Below are 18,003 nucleotides of genomic sequence, written 5' to 3'. Positions count from 1 at the left end.
AACCGCCGATTCCGGTGGTCGACGGCACGGGGGCGGACCTGAGTACTCGTCAACTACTCACAGGTGTAAGCCCGAGATAAGACGAACACGGTCCCCACCCACCTGCCCCCTCGGGTACGCCCACGAGGACAGCGATTCCACACGTGCGGTCCAGTGGGAGCGGTCCGCCGTGCCTCCGGACCAGCCGCCGGCTTCCCGGGAGCGAAGGAGCCGATCGCCGACGGTCCCCCGGAGCGCTCCTGGGAGGAAAGCTTTGCAATGAGCACAGAAATTACATCTACTGCGAGGGCGCTTATGCCTGTAACTTGCAATACGCGTCGGCACCCCCACGCCGGCGCTCCCCCACATCAGGAGGCCTCATGCGCTCAGCCCTGTCCGGACCCAGATCCGCCGCGCTCCTCGCGCTCACCCTCACCATCGCCGGGGCAGGCGCGGTCACGGCGCCGCCCTCCGCGCACGCCTCGGTGACCCGCACCCGGCTCGGCAGTTCCTCCGACGTGTCCCGCACGTCCTGGAACGGCCCCGCCTTCACCTTCAACGGCGACGGCGCCGTGGTGCCCGCCACCGCGAACAAGGCGATCGCCGCCATCACCGGGGGAAGCGGCAGCATCGACGTCGTGGTCCTCGCCGACTCCGCAGCCACCGGGAGCAGCCAGACACCCGAGTGCGACGTGTTCATGGGCCTGTCCGGCGTCAACTCGTGCACCACGGACGTTGTCACCTCCGCTGCCGACGGCAACAGCTCGCAGGTCAACACCGATGTGCGCAATGCCGAGTTCGTCTACTTCGCCGGCGGGAACCAGTGCGTCTACGCGTCCTGGAAGGGGACCGCACTCCAGTCCTCGGTCCAGTCCGTCATCGCCAAGGGCGGCGGCTCCGGCGGCGGCAGCGCCGGCCACCACATCAACAGCGCCGTCGTCTACGACGCATGCACCGCCAGCACGGATTCCGCCACCGCGCTCGCGAACCCCTACGACAGCAGCGTCACCTTCACCACCGGCATGTTCGCCTGGCCGAACTACAGCGACACCATCAACGACTCGCACTTCGTCACCCGCGACCGCATGGGCCGCACGATGGCCTTCGTCGCGCGCGCCGTCAAGGACGGCCTCACCACCTCCGGCAAGGCCTGGGGCGTGGGCGTCGAGCAGGGCGGCGGATCGCTGTTCCTGGACAAGAACGGCCTGGCCACCCTGTCCGGTTCGGACGCGTACGTCGTACTCGGCGACCACCAGCCCGAGCAGGCGGTGTCCGGCCGGCCCCTCACCTACTCGAACTTCAAGATCTGGCACCTCACCGCCGGGCAGACGTTCGACTTCAAGAACCGCCCCACCTGCGGCTACTACACGCGCAGCGTGACGAACGGCTCCCCCGACGCCAACCTCTACTCCGGCACCCCGATCACCGACTGCAGCGGCGGAGGCGGCGGCACGGGGTCCGCCTACACCGAGGCCGAGCCGAACGACAGCACCGGCACCGCCAACGTCATCACCGGCCTCACCTACCCGGCCGCCGTCACCGGCAGCATGAAGTCCACCTCGGACCGCGACTACTACAAGCTGTCCCTCACCGCCGGGCAGACCGCCACCGTCGCCTGCACGATCCCCTCCGCCTACGACGCCGACCTGTACTTCATGAACGCGAGCGGAAGCACCCTGACCCGCTCGGTCAACGACGGCAAGGGCGCGGGCGAGTCGCTGGGGTGGACGGCGACGAGCAGCGGCACGTTCTACGCGGACGTGGAGGCCTACAGCGGCTCGGGCAGCGCGACATACTCCTGCACCATCACCAAGAGCTGACCTGCAGCCCGACGGTCCTGTGCCGACCGCACCCCCCAGCCGGCACAGGACCTGCCCGACGCCGACGCGGCGAGCGGTGCAGACGGGTGCCCTGCCCCGGCTTCTCGACCTGATCGCCCCGGACGTCGTCCTCCTGACGGACGGCGGCGGAGTCGTCCGCGCCGCCGTTGAACCGGTGGTGGGCACGGACGACGTGATCGACGCCCTCGCCGGCCTCATCACCGGCCTCGACGCGGTCCGCGACCCCGAGAAGCTGTCACGCATGCACCACGAGACGGCGATGGCCCGCTGACGCCGGACCCCGCCGGTGCTCGCACGGCCTCCTCCTGACCGCCGTCCTCGTCCGGCCGGTGAGACCGAGTGGAAGAAGCCCGCTGCCCAGGCCACGTGCTCGGCGTTGTCGGGATCACCGCCGACCGCGAACCGCGTGGCAGGGCCGTCGGGGTTCGCGATCTCGGCTGCGGACAGCGCACCGGCCGACTCCCGCGGACCCGGGGGCGTCCCGAGCGGGTTTCGTGTCGACGACGGCCGAACCCGGAGCAGGGCGGTGTCCGGGCCGCCGGACCGTCAGGCGACCAGCTCGTAGATGCTCGCGGCCGTCAGCCACAGGCCGGCGAGGAGCGAGAGCGTGACGATCAGTTGCTCCTGGTGCCGGCCCAGCCAGGCCCGCAGGGTGTTCAATCGGGCCTCCGCGGCGGCCGGCGCCCACACCGCGTACATCTCCATGACGATGAGGCTGAGCGTGGCCAGCAGGCAGTAGCCGGTCAGCGCGATCCAGTCTCCGGCGCTGGAGAGATCCGCCTCGATGGCCGTCGCGGCACCGGCGCCGACCAGCCCCCAGGGCTGGAGCAGCCACGCCAGGGCGGCTGCCGAGATCCAGGAGGCGCTGTCGATCCGGGCGGTCCAGCGCGGTGGGCCGTGCGGGCGGGGCGGGCGGCGGCGGCGGTGCGCGCCGTAGAGCACCAGGATCAGGCCGATGGCGAGTTTCGCCGCGACCGCGGCGGTCGAGGGGGCGCTGTGACGCGACGGGGGCTGGCCGCCGGTCAGCAGGACCACGACCGCGATCACGGCGATCAGGTTGGCCAGCCACGAGAGCAGGAACGCCAGCCCCTTGCGGGTGCCGCGACGCGAGCAGAGCAGCAGGATGAAGGCGCTGTTGTGCAGGGGCCCCAGGGTGATGGCCGTACCGATCACCACCAGGTCGAGGACCATCGGAGTAGTCGCTCCCGGGTGTCAGGACCGTCCGTGACCCGCGAAGCAGGGACCGGTCGGCGGAGGAACGCGGCGCCGCCACGGTGCCGCATCCCGACTTTGCAGGCGGCGGCCCGGCAGGTCAAGCAAGCCATGCCCGTGAGCCCCCCTGAGTCGGGTCCGGCACAGGGTAGTCGGCGCGCACGCCGCCAGGTCCCGGACCCGCACCTCGGGATCACGCGAGACCGTCAGCAGCACCGGGTGTGCTGAGTCGGAAAGGTCCCACGGCCACCGGCCCTCACTCCGGAATGGCCTCTCCGGAAGACCGGTTTCGCCCGCGGCCGACTCGGGCGGGAGGATCCGGCGGAGCGTCAACGCAGTGCCGTGCGCGGCGGTAGCCGTGGGCCGCGGCGAGGTCAGGCTGTCGCGTCGAGCAGGTGTCGCATCAGGGCCACGGCGCGGTCGATCGCGGGCTCCTCACCGATCACGATGGGCGCCCACTCCAGGGCGGTGGCCAACTGCACCATGATCTCGATCTGCTCGGCCGACGGGGCGGTGCCGTCGGCGGCGAGGGCCCGGGTGAAGCCGGTGCGCAGCGCCTGGCTGACGGCTCTGCCGTCGGCCATCAGCACGCGCAGGGCCGCCGCGGGCTCGGCCGCGGCGAAGGTCCGCAGCGGGGGGAAGGCCGCGGTGACGTGCATGAAGCGGCGGATCGCGTCGAGTCCGCGCTCGGCGCCGGTGCCGTGGTCATCGGCGACCAGTTGGTTCCAGGTCTGGTCGGCGAGGCGGGCGAGCACCTCCCCGATCAGGCCGTCGCGGTCGCCGAACCAGCGGTACAGCGTGGTGCGGCCGACGCGCAGGGCGGTGGCGAGTTCTCGCATGTCGATGCGTTCGGCGCGCAGGAACCACTCGCGGGCCAGGCGCAGCGCGGCGTCGCGGGTCGGCTTGCCCGGGCCGTCCGGGGGATCGGGGTGTTCCGACTCTGCCATGCGGAACATTATTGACGAGTGTTCCGTTCGAGGGCTAGCGTCCCGTCGCAACTCGCCGGTAACGAAGCCGTGCGCATCCAGAGGAGCCCCGCCATGCCTTCTCTCCGTGGAAGCTTCACCGCGACGGCCGCAGCCGTCGTGCTCGGTACCACCGTGCTCGCCCCGCCCGCCCTCGCCACCACCCGGGGCGGCCCCGCCGACCAGGGCCGGGTCGCGGCCGACTGCTTCTGGTTCGGCCCCACACCGAGCCTGGCGAGCCGCGCGCAGAACTACGCCTACCCCGACAGCGGAGCGACGTACTGGGCGGCGATGTTCACGCTGCCCGCCGGCGCGACACTGACCTTCGACGGCGAGTACGCGCATGCCCGCTACCAGTCGCTGAACAGCTACGACGTCGCAAACCACGCCCCCACCGACGCCCTCAACGACGTCTCCACCAATCCCGACGCGGGCTCCCGCAACCCGTACCTTCCCGGCGCACGCCGCGCGGGCGAGGCGCACCGCTCGTACACGGCGACCGTGGTGGGCGCGCAGCGCCCCGCCGACGCGGGCGCCCGCGCCGCCAACACTCTGTACGCGGGTGTGCCGGGCCAGCCGGAGACCGTCCTGCTCTACCGCGTCTACCTGCCCGACCGCGGCCGCGACGCCACCGGCGGCACCGGCCTGCCCCGGCCGTCGCTGCACCTGGCCGACGGCACCACGGTGACCGGCCGGGCGGCCTGTGACGCGGTGCAGGCCCAGCACCGCGAGACACTGCCGCTGACCTCGCTGTCGCCGGACACCTACCGGGCGCTGCGCGACCAGCCCGGCAGGCCCGTCGGCTTCCCCGCGGAGGCGACGCCCGTCTGGCACTCCTTCTACAACTCGGCCGCCACCATCGCCTGCGTCTTCCAGGGACAGTGCGGCGGAACCCCGGCCAAGAGCGGGGGCCAGTACTCCAACAAGGACAACGAGTACGTCAGTGCGGAGGTCAGCCGCGCCTACGGCAACGTGCTCGTCCTGCACGGCAAGCTGCCCACCACCCCTGCCACCGTCGATCGCGCGCCTCGCATGCCGGCCGGGACCGACCTGCGGTACTGGTCCCTGTGCAGCAACGAGTCGATGGCCACCACCGCCGCCGTCGCGTGCATCGACGACGAGGACCTGGTCACCGACCGGGACGGCAACTACACCGTCGTCCTGAGCCTGCCCCAGGACCGGCCCCGCAACGCGACCCCCGCCAACGGCGTCAACTGGCTGAGCCTGTCCCCGGAGGGAGACGGAGCCGGACACCTCGACAACTCCATGCTCGTCCTGCGCAACATGCTCCCCTCCCCCGCCTTCGGCCACGCCGTGCAGAACACCCGCGTCCCCGGTGACGAACGCGCCGTCATGGGCCCCTACCTGCCCACCGGCGCCTACACCACCACCGAGTCCTTCGAAGCCCTGGGCCGCAGGACGGGCTGACGGCTTGCGCCGCTCGGCCGGCCGGCCACCTCTCGCAACGCCCGTGCTGCCAGCCGATCGCTCCTGACGTCCGACCGGGCAACGGGCTCAGGGAGTGCGGACCGGTGCCTCGGGCGCCGGTGGTCATTCATCGTGGCCGAGAAGGTGCGCCGGGTGGCCGCCTGCCACCCCACTCTCCGCGCCTCGGTCCCGGACCATCCCGATGGTATCGGGAACCGTTACCCGACCAGCGGTACTCGGGCCCGCCGTTGTGGCGGGCCACGCCATCGACCCGTGGCGCCGTCAGCTCTCCTGAGCCGCCCTCAGGGAACGGGCCGTGGTGAGGCCGGCCGGGTAGGGCAGGGCGCGGCAGAGGCTCTCGGCCTGGGTCAGCGCGGTGGCCGCCGCCGCGGTGTCACCGAGCGCCCGCAGGGCCGCGGCGTGCGCCAGCAGTGCCTCCGCCTCGGCAAGGCGTTCGCCGCTGGCGGCCGCCCGGGCGGCCTCCGCGGCGGCGACCGCTGCGGCCTCGGCGGGGCGCCCGGCGGCCAGCAGGGCGCGCGCGACCAGATCCGGTGCGTGATGGGCGGTCAGCTCGGGTTCGCCGGTGCGCAGAGCCAGTTCGGCGCGGGCGCGTAGCACTTCGTGCTGGGCCTGGCGGTCGGCGGAGCGGTCGGCAGCTTCCCTGGCCCGGTCGAGGAGTCCGGCGACGCGGTCGACCCGGCCGGTGCGCAGCAGGACCCGGGCGTGGGCGGTCAGGGCGTACGGCAGCGGCCACGCGTCCTCCCAGTCCGCGCTCGCCACGGCGGCCTCGGCGAACACCGCCGCGGTGTCGAACTCCTCCAGCAGGAGGTGGAGTTCGGCGAGGTTGAGCTGTTCGAAGGCTGTGGCGGCGGGGTTGCTGGACTGCTGGGCGTGATGGAGGGCCTGGCGGCCGAAGCGGACGGCGTCGTGCAGGCGGCCGTGCCGGCGGGCGTTCTCGCGGAGTGTGGAGAGCACCGAGCCGAGCAGGACGGGGTCGCCGTACGCCTGGGCAGGGGCGAGGGCCCGGTCGCCGGCCTGCCGGGCCTCGCCGAAGCGTCCGGCCAGGCCGAGGTTCACGGCTTGCATGGCGTACGAACGGGCTTGCAGGAGCTGGCCGGTGGGGCCGGGGACGCATTCGGCGGGGTCCTGGGCACGTCGGGCGGCTCGGTGGCCCTCCTCGTGGCGGCCGCCGAGCATGAGGAGGACGGAGCGGGCGAGGTGGTACAGCGCACGGGCCTCCGGGCCGGATGCCGCCTGCGGCGGGTGAGCCTCCAGGACGGCGGACGCCTGCTCGTGCTCGCCGGTCCGGGCAAGGGTTTCGGCCAGGTGGGCGGCGGCGGTGACGGTGTCGTCGAGCTCTCCACGGGCGGTGAACTCGGCCAGTGCGGCGCGCAGGGTCTCGGCGGCCCGGCCGGGTTCGCCCATCCGGCGCAGGACCTGGCTGTGGGCGAGGCGGGCGCGGGCGGCGTCGATGTCGAGGCGGGCGACCAGGTCGCGGTAGTAGCGGTCGGCGGTGTCGTTGGCGTAGAGCGCGGCGGCGCGTTCGGCGGCGCGACGCAGGTATTCGGCGGCGCGTGGGTCGTCGGCGCGGGTGAAGTGGGAGGCGAGGCTGTCGACGGCGTCGGGGCGGCGGCGTTGGACGGCCAGGGCGTAGGAAGTGTGCAGTTGGCGGCGGCGGACGGCGGACAAGCCGTCGTAGCAGGTGAGCCGGACGAGGGGGTGGCGGAAGGCGAGTCCGGCTTCGGTGCGTCCGGCGGTGACGACCGGGCGTTCTTCGATGAGGGCGGCGGCGATGGCGTGTTCGACGGCGTCGGCGGCGGCGGCGCCGGTGACGGGCGGGTGCAGGCCGTGTTCGGCGACGTCGAGGAGTTCGGCGAGGGCGGCCTCGCCCCCGGCCACCGAGAGCGCTTCGACGACGCGGCGGGCGTGCGGGTCGAGCCGGACGAGCCGTTCGCCGACCAGGTCGCGGACGCCGGCGGGCGGGTGGGCGGGGTCACCGCCCGGCTCGCCGCCGCGGGCGAGTTCGAGGGCGAACAGCGGATTGCCGAGGGAGAGTTCCCACACCTCGGGCCCGGGCGGGCGGCCGGTGGCGTCGCGGACGGCGGCCAGCACGGCGGCTTCGCCGAGCCGTCCCAGCTCCTCGCGCACCGCCAGTTGCCGGCGGATCATCGCGGCGAGGGCGAGGCGGCGGGCATCCCCGTCGGTCAGTTCCTCCTCCCGGTAGGTGGCGAGGAAGCGCAGCGGGGTGCGGCGGTCGTGGGCGCGCCGGGCGAGGTGGCCGAGGAGCTGGTAGGAGCCGGTGTCGGCGGCGTGCAGGTCGTCGAGGACGACCAGGACGGGACGGGTGGCGGCGAGGTCGCCGAGCAGGGCGGCGCCGGCTTGGAAGAGGCGGTCGCGTTCCTCCTCCGGGCTACGGGCGGTGCCGGCCGGCACCTGGCCCAGCGAGGGCAGGACGGCGGCGAGTTCTGGGTACTCGGCACTGGTCCTGGCGCGTTCGGCGGGGTCGAGTTCGGCGAGCCAGCCGTCGAGGGCGGCGGCGAAGACTCCGTACGGGGTGTGGTCCTCGGCGTCCTGTCCGCTGCCCCACAGGACGGCGGTGCCGTCGGCGGACGCGCGGCGGGCGGCTTCGGCGGCGAGGCGGGTCTTGCCGATGCCGGCTTCGCCGGTAAGCAGGCGCACGGGGGGCTCGGCGGGAGCGAGCAGGCGCGCCAGTTCGCGTTCTCGGCCGTGCAGCCGGGTGGGGGCGGAACTGCGCAGGAGGGCGGGAAGGATGGCGCCGGCGGGGGCGGGGGCGGGGTGGCGGCGAGGGCGGCGCGGTGCAGGCGTTCGGTCTCGGGGCCGGGGCGGATGCCGAGTTCGGCGTCGAGCGCTTCGCGGCACTGGTGGTACTGGCGCAGGGCGCGGCGGCGCTGTCCCTGGCGCAGGCAGGCGTCGATGAGCAGGCGGTGGGCGAGTTCCTCGGCGGGGCTGGTGGCGAGGACCTGTTCGGCGCAGGCGGCGGCGTCCTCGGGGCGGCCCTGGTCGAGGTGGGCGGCGGCGAGCCTCAGCAGGAGTTGCTCGCGCAACCGGTCGAGCCGGGTGCGGCGGGGCTCGGCCCAGTGCGCGTAGCGGTCCTCGGGGAGCAGTTCGCCGGTGAACTGGCTTATCGCGTCCGCGAGTCGTTCGGCCCGGCCGTCCGCGAGGGCGTCCTCGGCGGCCTGTTCGGCGTGGTCGGCGTCGATCCAGACGGCGGCGGGGTCGAGCAGCAGCAGTCCCCCGTCGGCCTTGAGGTAGGACGATGACGCGCGGGGGGCGAGTTCGGGTTCGAGGGCGTGCCGGGCGGCGTGCAGGGCGACGCGAAGGCTGCCGGCGGCGGCGGACGGGTCGGTGTCGGGCCAGCAGGTCTCCATCGCCTGTTCGCGGTGCAGGCGATGACCGGGGGTGACGGCGAGCAGTTTGACCAGGATGCGGGCGCTGGGGCGGGACCACCGTTCGGCCAGCGGCGCCCCGGTGTCACGGACCGCCCGGAATCCGTCGAAGAGGTGGAGACGCAGTATGGGTGGTGCGGTGTCCGGTCCGCCTGTCTCTGGTACGCCCATCAGGCCGGTAACAGTACACGAACAGGCTGAGTGCTCCGCGGGCCGTGGGCCGCGGAGCACTCGTTCAGTCCTGCCTGGGCAGTCGTTCGCAGGGCTCAGGAGAGCTTGAACGTCGTCATCTGGTGGATGCCGTTGTCGATGGAGAGGACCCCGCCGCCGAGCAGTTCGGCGGCCCGGTTGACGCCGAGGGCGTCGGAGTTGAGCGAGACCATCTCCTCCTTGCCGTCGCCGTCCAGGTCGACCGCGAGGTAGTTGCGGCCGCCGCGCAGGGTGGCGGAGCCGATGGCCGAGTGGAAGGAGTTCCCGTCGCCGACGATCGCCGGGTCGTAGGCGGCGAGACCTCCCTCGACGCCGCCGACCAGCAGCTTCCTGCCGTCGGGACCGGTGATGAACTGCGCGGTGCGCAGCGGCGCGATGGTGGAGGTCCAGCGGTCCTCACCACCCGCCAGGTACTGGCGCAGCACGCCGAAGCCCATCTCCTGGAGGCCGTCGCCGTCCTCGCCGGTGAAGAAGTTGCCGTGCGACCAGGGGCCGCCGGCCACCTTCTGGTGCAGCACCTCGCCGGTGCGGCCGTCGCGGATCTCGGTGACCGACATCGGGCTGACCAGGTCGGTGCCGCCGCCGCTGATGCCGCCGGGGACGGCCGAGATCAGCCAGGTGTAGACCATGGCGTGGCCGTCGGCGTACGGGATCTCCGGCGAGGCGTAGACCGCGTGGTCGAGCAGCGCGCCGTGGATCTTGCCGTCGACGGCCTCGGCGGGCGCCTTGGGGTCGGCCTGCCAGAGCAGGGTGCCCTTGGCGGCGTCCAGGGCGACGCCGTTCTGCACCGAGTCGACCTGGTTCATGGCGCCGATGCCCGCGTACTGGGCGAACACCCTGCCTTCGGAGACCACGGTGTCGGAGAAGACGACCTCGCCGGAGCCGGCCGGGGCGCCGTACGTCCACAGCGCCGTGCCGTCGCCCTTGTAGGCGCGCAGCGCGTCGGTGGGGACGAGGATCTCCTGCTTGCCGTCGCCGTCAAGGTCGGCGAGCGTCACCGAGCGGACGAACTTGCCGCCGCCGTCGATGGTGGCCAGCACCTGGCCGGTGCGGCCGTCGAGGACGACGGTGGCGGTGTCGGCGGCCACCACGACCTCGGGCTTGCCGTCGCCGTTGACGTCGCCGGTGGCGACGGCGTGCACCTCGCCGGAGACGGTGGCCCGCCACAGCTGCTTGGGGTGCCGGTGAGCAGCGAAGGGCCGGAGTAGGCCCAGACGCCGTCGGAGTTGCCGCCGGCGACGACGTCCTGCTTGCCGTCGCCGTCGAGGTCGGTGGCGGCGGCGTAGTTGAGGTCGCCCTGGAGCGGGGTGAGGCTCTTCTGCTTGCCGTTGCCGAGGTTGTAGGTGTGGACGTTCTGCTGCTGGTCGACGGTGCGCACCACGCCGCCGTCGACCTGCTGCAGGCGCGGGGAGGCGGCGGTGCCGTTGACCTGCCAGCGGACCTTGCCTTTGCCGTTGTAGGCGGTCAGCATGCCGTAGCGCAGGCCGGAGACGTTGACGGCGGTGTCGGTGGCCCGGCCGTCCTGGGAGCTGGCGATCAGCGAGCCGTCGGCGATGTCGAGGGCCCAGGTGCTGGGGCCGTCGCCGGTGTTGACGCTGGGCTTCGTGGTGTTGGTCCAGCGGACGGTGGAGCCGTCGTCGCCGTCGAGCACCCGGATGGTGGTGGCGTTGACGTAGCCGCTGGGGTCGAAGGAGTCCTCGGCGACGGCGTACGTGGCGGTGTCGCCGCCGAGGTCGCCGACGGCGATCGCGGTGGGCAGCACGTTGGTCCGGGTGTCCAGCACGGTGCGGGCGCCGGTGGCCAGGTCGTAGCCGACCACCGAGTACGCCAACTGCTCGGTGTAGTCCTTCTGTTCGAGGGCGACGATGCGGTGGCGGGTGGCGTCGAGCTCCAGCTTGCGGCCGAACAGGTCGCCGTCGGTCTGCCAGCCGAGGGTGCCGTCGGCGGTGTTCAGCACGAGGGTGGTGCTGCGGGCCGGGGCGGTGGCGGTCTTGCGCCGGTCGAAGGAGACCGCGACCTTGCCGCCGCCGAGCTTCACCAGGTCGCCCCAGGCGGCCTCGCCGCTCGCCTTGCTGACGCCGGTGTCGTAGGTCCAGGTCTTGGCGGGGGTGAGCTTGCCGTCGGCGTAGCCGAAGCGGATGCCGGTCAGGGCAGCGGTGGCGGTCTTGGCGGCGCTGGTGTTGTTGCTGGGCGCGTCGGAGACCAGCAGGGTGCCGTCGACGATCCGGACGATGGTGGTGGAGGCGTACAGCTTGGTCCACAGGGTCTTGCCGGTGGAGCCGTCCAGCACGGTGACGAAGGAGCCGTAGGTGAGCGCCGAGTTGGGCGAGGTGAACGGCCGGTACGGGTTCTCACCGACGCCGGCCGCGATGACCAGGTCGGGCACGCCGTCACCGGTCAGGTCGCCGGTGTCGTAGCCCTGGGCCGAGCTGGAGCTGAACGGGTTGACGAAGTTGAACGCCAGCGGGATGCGGGCCGGGTACGGCTCGGTGTCCCACGGCCGCAGCGGCTTGACCTGCCAGTCGGCGTACAGCGAGGCGTTGGTGCGGGCCCAGGCGGTGGAGCCGTCGGCCTTGTGCAGCTGGACGTTGCCGAGGCTGTGCAGGGTGAAGTAGCTGCCGTCGGATCCGGCGGGGACGGTGGCGGCGATGCCGCGCACGCCCTCCAGGGTGGAGGCGGCGGTGAAGGTGACGGGCGCGTGGGCGTCCAGGTGGCTGCCGCTGCCGGTGCTGTCACTGCCGCCGGGGGCGGTGTCGGCGCTGTCGGGGGCGGTGGCCTGCGGGTAGGCGTCGGCGCTGAGCCGGGCGTCGAGGTCCTGGGCCTGCTGGTCGGTCAGCTTGATCACGCCGTCGGTGCCGGCGGTGGCGTCGGCGGCCAGCGCGTACGGGGCGGCGGTGAGGGCCAGGCCCGCGGCGACCAGGCCGGAGGCGAGCCGGAGGGCTCTGCGGTGGGTGGTCATCACTTGGCTCCCTGGGTGAAGCGGATCGCCGAGCCGTTGGTCAGGACGGCCTGGTTGAAGGAGTACTGCAGGGCGTCGGTGCCGGCCTGGTTCTCGAGGCCGACGGTGGCGCCGGAGCCCGCGCCGGGCACGTTCTGGTACTGGAAGGTGATCGCGCCGCTCGCCTCCTCGAACAGCACCTCGAAGCTGACCCGCTTGGAGCTGTCGGAGACCAGCGGGACGTTGTCCCAGACCACGGCGAAGGTGCGCTGCCCGGCGGTGCCGGTGGTGGCGGTGGTGACGGTGGCCTTCTTGTCGAGCGTCAGGTCGTCCCAGAACGGGGCGACCACGCCGTTGGGCTGGTACGGGGTGGGCAGCGCGGTGTTGGCGTAGTCGCCGATCCGCGGCGCCAGGAAGTTGACCAGGCCGTCGGTGGTGACCGAGGCGCTGGTGTACTTCACGCCGTAGTAGGTGACCGGGAACGGCAGGCTGACGGTCTTGGCGTCCTCGTCGCCGCTGAGCGCGACCTTGGTGGCGCCCTTGACCCAGGAGTACGCGGTGGGGGCGCAGCTGGTGCCGGAGTTGTCGGTCCGGGCCGGGGCCTGCACGGTCTTGGCCACGTCGGCGGCGACGGCCAGCGGGCCGGTGAACACGCCGTTGCACAGCACCGGCTGGGCGGGCTTGACGGTCAGCGTGTAGCTGCCCTCGGCGACCTTGCCCAGGTTGTAGGAGCCGTCCTGGCCGGAGACCACCGACTTCACCGGGGAGCCGGTGAGTTCGACCACGGCGCCCGCCAGCGGCTTTCCGGTGACGTCCAGCACGGTGCCGGTGACGGCGTGGGTGGCGACGGCGGTCATCGCCAGCGGCACGGTCTGCGGCTGCCCGGAGACGACCGTCAGGCCCTTGAGCTCGAAGTTCGCGTAACCGTAGCCGGAGGCGGCGACGCTGTAGCTGCCGGGGGCCAGCGCGAGGCGGTAGGAGCCGTCGGAGGCGGTGGTGACGGTGCGGGTGTCGCCGCCGTCCGCGGTGATCCGCACCACGATGCCGGGCAGCGCGGCGCCGGTCGCCTGGTCGGTGGCCTTGCCGGTGATGCTGACGGCGGTGTGCGGGGCCAGGTCGACGGACTTGAGGATGTCGAGCCTGCCCTCGCCCCAGACGTTGTTCATGCCGGCGGTGCCGCCGCAGTGGGTGTCGTCGACGTCCCGGGCGCCCTGGTTGAGCAGCGCACGGGTGGCGTCGATGTCACCGATCAGGCTCGGTGCGGCCGACCACAGCAGTGCGGCCGCACCGGCCACGTGCGGGGTGGCCATCGAGGTGCCGGACTCCGCCATGTAGCCCGAACCGGGCCAGGTGGAGCGGATGTTGACGCCGGGGGCGGAGATGTTCGGCTTGGTCGAGCCGTCCACCAGGGACGGGCCGAAGCCGGAGAAGTTCGCGATCCTGCCGTTCACGTCGTACGCGCCCACCCCGTAGGACGGTGCCTGCGAACCGGGGGCGTGCGAGGTGGAGCAGGTGGAGCCGTCGCCGTCGTTGCCGGCCGCGAACGCCTCGAAGATGCCCGCGGAGTTCCACGCCTCCACGATGTCCTGGTAGAAGGTGGTGTCGCCGCCGCCCCAGGAGTTGTTGACGATGTTCGGCGCCAGGTCGGGCCGCGGGTTGTTGCCGTTGTGGTCGGTCGGCGCGAGCAGCCACTGGCCGGCCTTCAGCAGGTACTCGTCCGAGCACTGCGAGGACTCGCAGCCCTTGGCGGCGATCCACTTCGCGTTCGGGGCGACGCCGATGCCGTTCTTGGCGACCATGGTGCCCATGGTGTGGGTGCCGTGGCCGTTGTTGTCGCACGGGGTGCTGGGGGTGGCGCACAGCCCGGTCGGGTCGTAGAAGTTGTAGTCGTTGGTGAAGGTGCCGTCACCGTTGTTGCCGCGGTAGTTGGCGACCAGGTCCGGGTGGTCGTACTGCACGCCGGAGTCGACGTTGGCGATCACGATGCCCTCGCCGCGCGCGTCGTACTGCGACCACACCTGGTCGGCCTCGATGTCCTTCACGCCCCACTCGGGCGTGCCGTCGCTGCTCGTCTCGGCGGTGGTCGCGGCCGAGACCTGGGTGTCGTCTATGTGGTACGTCTGTGCCTTGACGATCTTCTGCACGTCGTCGCGCTTGGCCAGCTTGGCGACCAGCTTGGCGTCGCCGGTGACCTGGACGGCGTTGGCTATCCAGTAGTCCTGGTGGCCGACCCTCTGCTCGTCCAGGAACTTCTTCAGCGCGCCCTGGCTGCGCCGCGCGGTGTCCTGCAGCTCCTGGTAGGCGGCCTCGGCCTGCTGGGCGTGCGAGCCCTTGCCCTTGGACTTGCCCAGGTCGGCGCGGTCCTTCAGCACCACGAAGAAGGTGGCCTGCCGCCCGCCCTCGACGGCGGATCGCAGGGCCGGGTCGACCTGGGCGGGGGCGGCGGGCGACGCGTCGGCGGCCACCGCCAGGGGCAGGGGGGCGCTCAGCAATCCGGCGGTTGCGGCAAGCAGGCCCGTCAGGCACAGGGCTGATCTGCGCCGGATGGGTCGGGGCAGGGGCAGGGGCATCGGGGATCCTCGGGGGAGGGAGCGGGGGATGCCCGAACGTTAGGAAGCGGCCGTTACTGGGGAATTACCGGCCCGCGGTCAACGGGCGCGCGGAGGCACCGGGCGGTGCCGATCGCGGCCTGCCGGCCCCGCCTGACTTGAGACGGACATGCGGGGCGAGGCAACATCGTTGGTGGACAGCTTCCCCTCGCCGTAGGAGGCCCGTTCATGTCGCTCGACCAACGGCCGCGTCACCCGCCCGTCTTGACCACCGCCCAGGCCTCCGGTCTCCGGATCACCGTGCTGCAGGTCCCCGGCCGGGCCCGGATCGTCAGGCTGGACGGCGAGATCGACCTCGACCAACGGCCCGCACTGCGCCGGACGTTGGAAGCCGCCCTCCACGCCCCACCACACCTGGTGGTCCTGGACCTGTCCCGGGTCGCGTTCTGCGATGTCACGGGCTTGAACGAACTCCTGCGCGCACGACGAATCGCCGAGGCAGCCGATGCCGCCCTGGTGCTGGCCGGCCCCCGCCCGCAGACCCGGCGCCTGCTCGACATCGCGGGCACCGCGCCGGTGTTCGAGGTCCACGACAGCGTCACCGACGTCCTCGCGGCCGACCGCCGGAGGCCGACGGTGAACACCGCCGACCACCGGCCGCCGGAGCGCTGCATCGTGACGCTGCCCGTGCCCGTGGGCGCGCACTGCGCACCGCAGACCGTCACGGTCCATCGCACCGGGCGGACCGGACCGGGCGGAGGAGCCGTGTACACGGACGCGGACGGCACACTCGACGTGGAAGTCACCGGGCCGGCCGCCCGCCCCTTGTCCACCGCCCGGACAGCCGCCCGGCCGCACCCCCTGCCCGCCGTCCTGCACGCCCACCCCCTGCCGCGGACCACATTCCCGGACCAGGGCCGCAAGGACTTGGAGCGGAAGTGGAACCAGCCAGGAAGCCGAAGGACGTGAAGGGTGACGGCCCGGCGCAAATGGACCGGCGGGCTCCCCTCGGCCTGGCGGCCGGGCTCGTCGCGCCGGGCACCACGACCGATGAGCCCCGCCGCGCGCTTCCACCAGCTTCGGCGCAGAACGGCGACCGGGGCCCGAAACGTCCTCGCCCGGGCCGAGCAGGGCCAGCGCGCTCGCACCGCCGGCCGGAGTCCGCCCGGCGATCAGCCCGATGACGCATCGCTCCCGGGCCGGGCCGTCGGGTCCGGCAGCCGCATCCGACGTTCGGCCCGGTCTGCCTCAGCTCTCCTGACGCCGCACCAGCCGGGTCGAACGACCGGAGACGTGACGGCCACGGGCGCGCCGCGCGCTCCCCGGGGGTGTCGTAGCCGCAGCGACGGCGTCCAGGTCGCACAATGAGCGGCAAGAGGGGTACTTCGCGCTTCGAAGGGGACACGATCGTGGCCGGTCCGGACCGCAGGAGCGGATCCTGTTTCGACCCCGTCGACGATTCGCTCCGCCACGGAACGGCTGGCCGGCCCCGCACGCCCCCAGGGCCTGCGACCAGTGCGAGCCACCGGCACGGACGGCCTACGACGAGTCCCGCCGGCCGACAGCCGGTGCCGTCGTCGCCGCGATGGCGTTGACCCTGCTGCTCCCCGACGACCTGCGTCTGGCACCCCCTGGGTCCTTCCGCTTGTCGAAGGACTGCTGCTGGTGACGCTGATCGTGGCCGAGCCGGGCAGGACCAGCCGCCGCTCGACCGTCCTGCGCACGATGTCGATCGCCTTGATCGGGGTCCCGGTCGCCGGCGCAGCCTGGTCGACCGCCCGCCTTGTGGACGACCAGGTCCACGGCAGCAGCGGAACGAACTCCGCGCCTGCCCGGCTCCGCGCCAGCGGCTGTGTCGGGGCCCGTCGCATGCCCACCATCCCCGCGCTCGCCTTCTCCCAGCAGCTCAACCCCCCTGTGTGCGCCGATCACCGGCGACCTCGTTACATCGACTACCTGGCCTTCAGTCCCACCGACGTCATGCCCCTGGCTCCATGGGCGAAGGCCGCCATGGGCCTCCAGCCGCTGGTCTCGCCGATCCTCGTCGGTCTGGTCGTGGCGCGGGCCGTCGACGTCCTGGCTTGCCGACGTCCGGCAGCCCGCCCGCAGTCCTCCCCGGCACCTCCCGGCCGGTGACCACGGGGCGGCGTCCGCCAACAGACCGCGTGCCGTTGATCCCCGGAGAAGGGCAGCACATGACCACCCGAAGGGCCTTCCTCGGCACCGCTGGTGCAGTCGGCGCCGCGACGCTTCTGGGCATCGCCCCGGCCTCGGGCGACACCGAACGCCGGGACGGGTCCCCACCGGCCGGGGAGCGACAGGCGCGCGCTGCCCTCCTCCGAGTCGACACCGACACGCAGAAGCACTACGACGCGCTGCGGTCCGGGGTGACGGCGCACCTGTCGCCGGTCATCGTGGTCTACAACGACTTCGCGGGCGGTCTCTACACGCTCGTGCACGACGGGGAGCGGATCTCCGAGCACCCCGTCCCGGAGGTCTTCCAACTGGCGAAGGCCGTTGCCCACGCACCGCTGGGAATCTACTCGATCCTGGCCCCCTACCTGGACCCTCGGATCCCGAACCTGCCGAACGCCGATCACCTGGACCTGCACGACCTGCGGACGGTCGCGTTCGAGGGGCCGCGGTCGAGCGGGTGGGTCGGGCCGCTCGAGGCCTTCGGGAACACGCTCTCCACCGCTCTCGGCGCGGTCGGGTCCGCGAACCTGGCCCCGGATCTGGACGCGGCGTGCCGGAGGATCCTCGCCGCATCGCTTCTGTTCATCGACCGGAGCGCAGCAGCCGGTTCGTTCGACATGAGGTCGTTCGAAGACTTCTCGGGCAGCGTGCGTGCGGACATCGGCACCACCATGGGCTGGGCCGCGAACGGACAGGTCGAAGGCGTCAAGGACGTCATGACGCGGTGGCGCGCGAGGGTCGGCGAGAAGGACTGGGCGGACCTGTACGTCGTGGTGATGGCGATCTGGACGACCTCGGCGCTCAACCACAACAGCATCGTCCTCAGGCAGTACATGAACCAGGCCAAGGTGGACAGTCACCTGATCGACCTGATGATGGCCCAGTTCCCGGCCGATCCGGTCGATGTGGCCCTCGACAACCTGGCGCGGATCGTTCAGGACAACGTCGCGGCCGAGATGGTCTTTCCGCTGGACCAGGAGCTCGCGGACGCACTGAAGGGCCAGGAGGACCTCCTGGCGCCCGCGATCCGGAGGCAGCTCGCCTGCCCGTTCCACAACGGGCAGAAGCGCGTGCGGGCGGCGGCCGTCCACGCAGAGCCGTGACCGGCGTCCGGCTCGGAGGACGAGGGCCTCCTCACCGCCGGAGGCCCGTTCGTGTACCCGCCCGGGGAAAGGCTGGCACGGAATTCGCCGCCTGCGGATGCGACACCCGCCCGCACCCCGGGGGCCGAGAAGTGACGGCTCGTTGCGCCGTGCGGGGCGCAGGCGCGGCACGGAT

Annotated in this window: 11 protein-coding genes and 1 pseudogene; 6 read left to right on the top strand and 6 right to left on the bottom strand. The window is 72.6% G+C overall.

Features of this window, described 5'->3' with window-relative positions; all coding sequences use genetic code 11:
* Positions 1-359 precede the first annotated feature (359 nt).
* Positions 360-1,799: a hypothetical protein gene (locus BX266_RS35410; RefSeq protein WP_259465012.1), complete on the top strand. Its 1,440-nt coding sequence runs from the start codon at positions 360-362 to the stop codon at positions 1,797-1,799.
* Between the two features lie 76 nt (positions 1,800-1,875).
* Positions 1,876-2,091 carry a hypothetical protein gene (locus tag BX266_RS35405; RefSeq protein WP_099906746.1) on the top strand — a complete coding sequence of 72 codons (216 nt, stop codon included), beginning with the start codon at positions 1,876-1,878 and terminating at the stop codon, positions 2,089-2,091.
* Positions 2,092-2,366: 275 nt separating this feature from the next.
* Here the strand turns inward: BX266_RS35405 and BX266_RS35400 are convergent, their stop codons facing one another.
* Both BX266_RS35400 and BX266_RS35395 read right to left on the bottom strand, forming a co-directional pair.
* Complete coding sequence (locus tag BX266_RS35400) at positions 2,367-3,011, bottom strand: GAP family protein (RefSeq protein WP_099906745.1); 645 nt, start codon at positions 3,009-3,011, stop codon at positions 2,367-2,369.
* Between the two features lie 395 nt (positions 3,012-3,406).
* Entirely contained in the window at positions 3,407-3,979 is a 573-nt protein-coding gene (locus BX266_RS35395) for a QsdR family transcriptional regulator (protein WP_143687074.1), read from the bottom strand.
* Positions 3,980-4,072: 93 nt separating this feature from the next.
* Between BX266_RS35395 and BX266_RS35390 the strand changes: the two genes are divergently transcribed.
* Positions 4,073-5,425 (top strand): hypothetical protein, encoded by a 1,353-nt coding sequence (locus tag BX266_RS35390; protein WP_099906742.1) that lies wholly within the window; start codon positions 4,073-4,075, stop codon positions 5,423-5,425.
* Between the two features lie 282 nt (positions 5,426-5,707).
* Here BX266_RS35390 and BX266_RS35385 read toward each other — a convergent pair whose 3' ends face one another.
* The 4 genes and pseudogenes from BX266_RS35385 to BX266_RS35375 all read right to left on the bottom strand — a co-directional run bounded on the left by BX266_RS35385 (position 5,708) and on the right by BX266_RS35375 (position 14,544).
* Complete coding sequence (locus tag BX266_RS35385; RefSeq protein WP_259465011.1) at positions 5,708-8,104, bottom strand: AAA family ATPase; 2,397 nt, start codon at positions 8,102-8,104, stop codon at positions 5,708-5,710.
* Between the two features lie 191 nt (positions 8,105-8,295).
* Positions 8,296-8,814, bottom strand: a pseudogene (locus BX266_RS40495) (BTAD domain-containing putative transcriptional regulator); the annotation flags it as partial.
* Between the two features lie 284 nt (positions 8,815-9,098).
* Positions 9,099-10,184, bottom strand: a complete 1,086-nt coding sequence (locus BX266_RS40490; protein WP_259465010.1) for a VCBS repeat-containing protein — start codon at positions 10,182-10,184, stop codon at positions 9,099-9,101.
* A 1,816-nt stretch (positions 10,185-12,000) separates the two neighbouring features.
* Positions 12,001-14,544 carry a S8 family serine peptidase gene (locus BX266_RS35375; protein ID WP_399171323.1) on the bottom strand — a complete coding sequence of 848 codons (2,544 nt, stop codon included), beginning with the start codon at positions 14,542-14,544 and terminating at the stop codon, positions 12,001-12,003.
* Positions 14,545-14,793: 249 nt separating this feature from the next.
* On the opposite strand from BX266_RS35375, the gene BX266_RS35370 reads away from it, so the two are divergent.
* From BX266_RS35370 to BX266_RS35360, 3 genes are all read left to right on the top strand, one after another.
* On the top strand, positions 14,794-15,498 hold the full coding sequence (locus BX266_RS35370) for a DUF6296 family protein (protein ID WP_180290731.1): 705 nt from the start codon (positions 14,794-14,796) through the stop codon (positions 15,496-15,498).
* Between the two features lie 696 nt (positions 15,499-16,194).
* A complete protein-coding gene (locus tag BX266_RS35365; RefSeq protein WP_180290730.1) occupies positions 16,195-16,665 on the top strand; it encodes a hypothetical protein in 471 nt (156 codons plus the stop codon).
* A gap of 59 nt (positions 16,666-16,724) precedes the next feature.
* The gene (locus BX266_RS35360) at positions 16,725-17,828 is read left to right on the top strand and encodes a hypothetical protein (protein WP_099906732.1); all 1,104 of its coding nucleotides are present in this window, start codon (positions 16,725-16,727) and stop codon (positions 17,826-17,828) included.
* Positions 17,829-18,003: the final 175 nt, after the last annotated feature.

Source organism: Streptomyces sp. TLI_171, from assembly GCF_003610255.1.
In the GTDB taxonomy this organism is placed as follows: domain Bacteria; phylum Actinomycetota; class Actinomycetes; order Streptomycetales; family Streptomycetaceae; genus Kitasatospora.
This window is presented reverse-complemented; position numbering and strand designations above follow the sequence as displayed.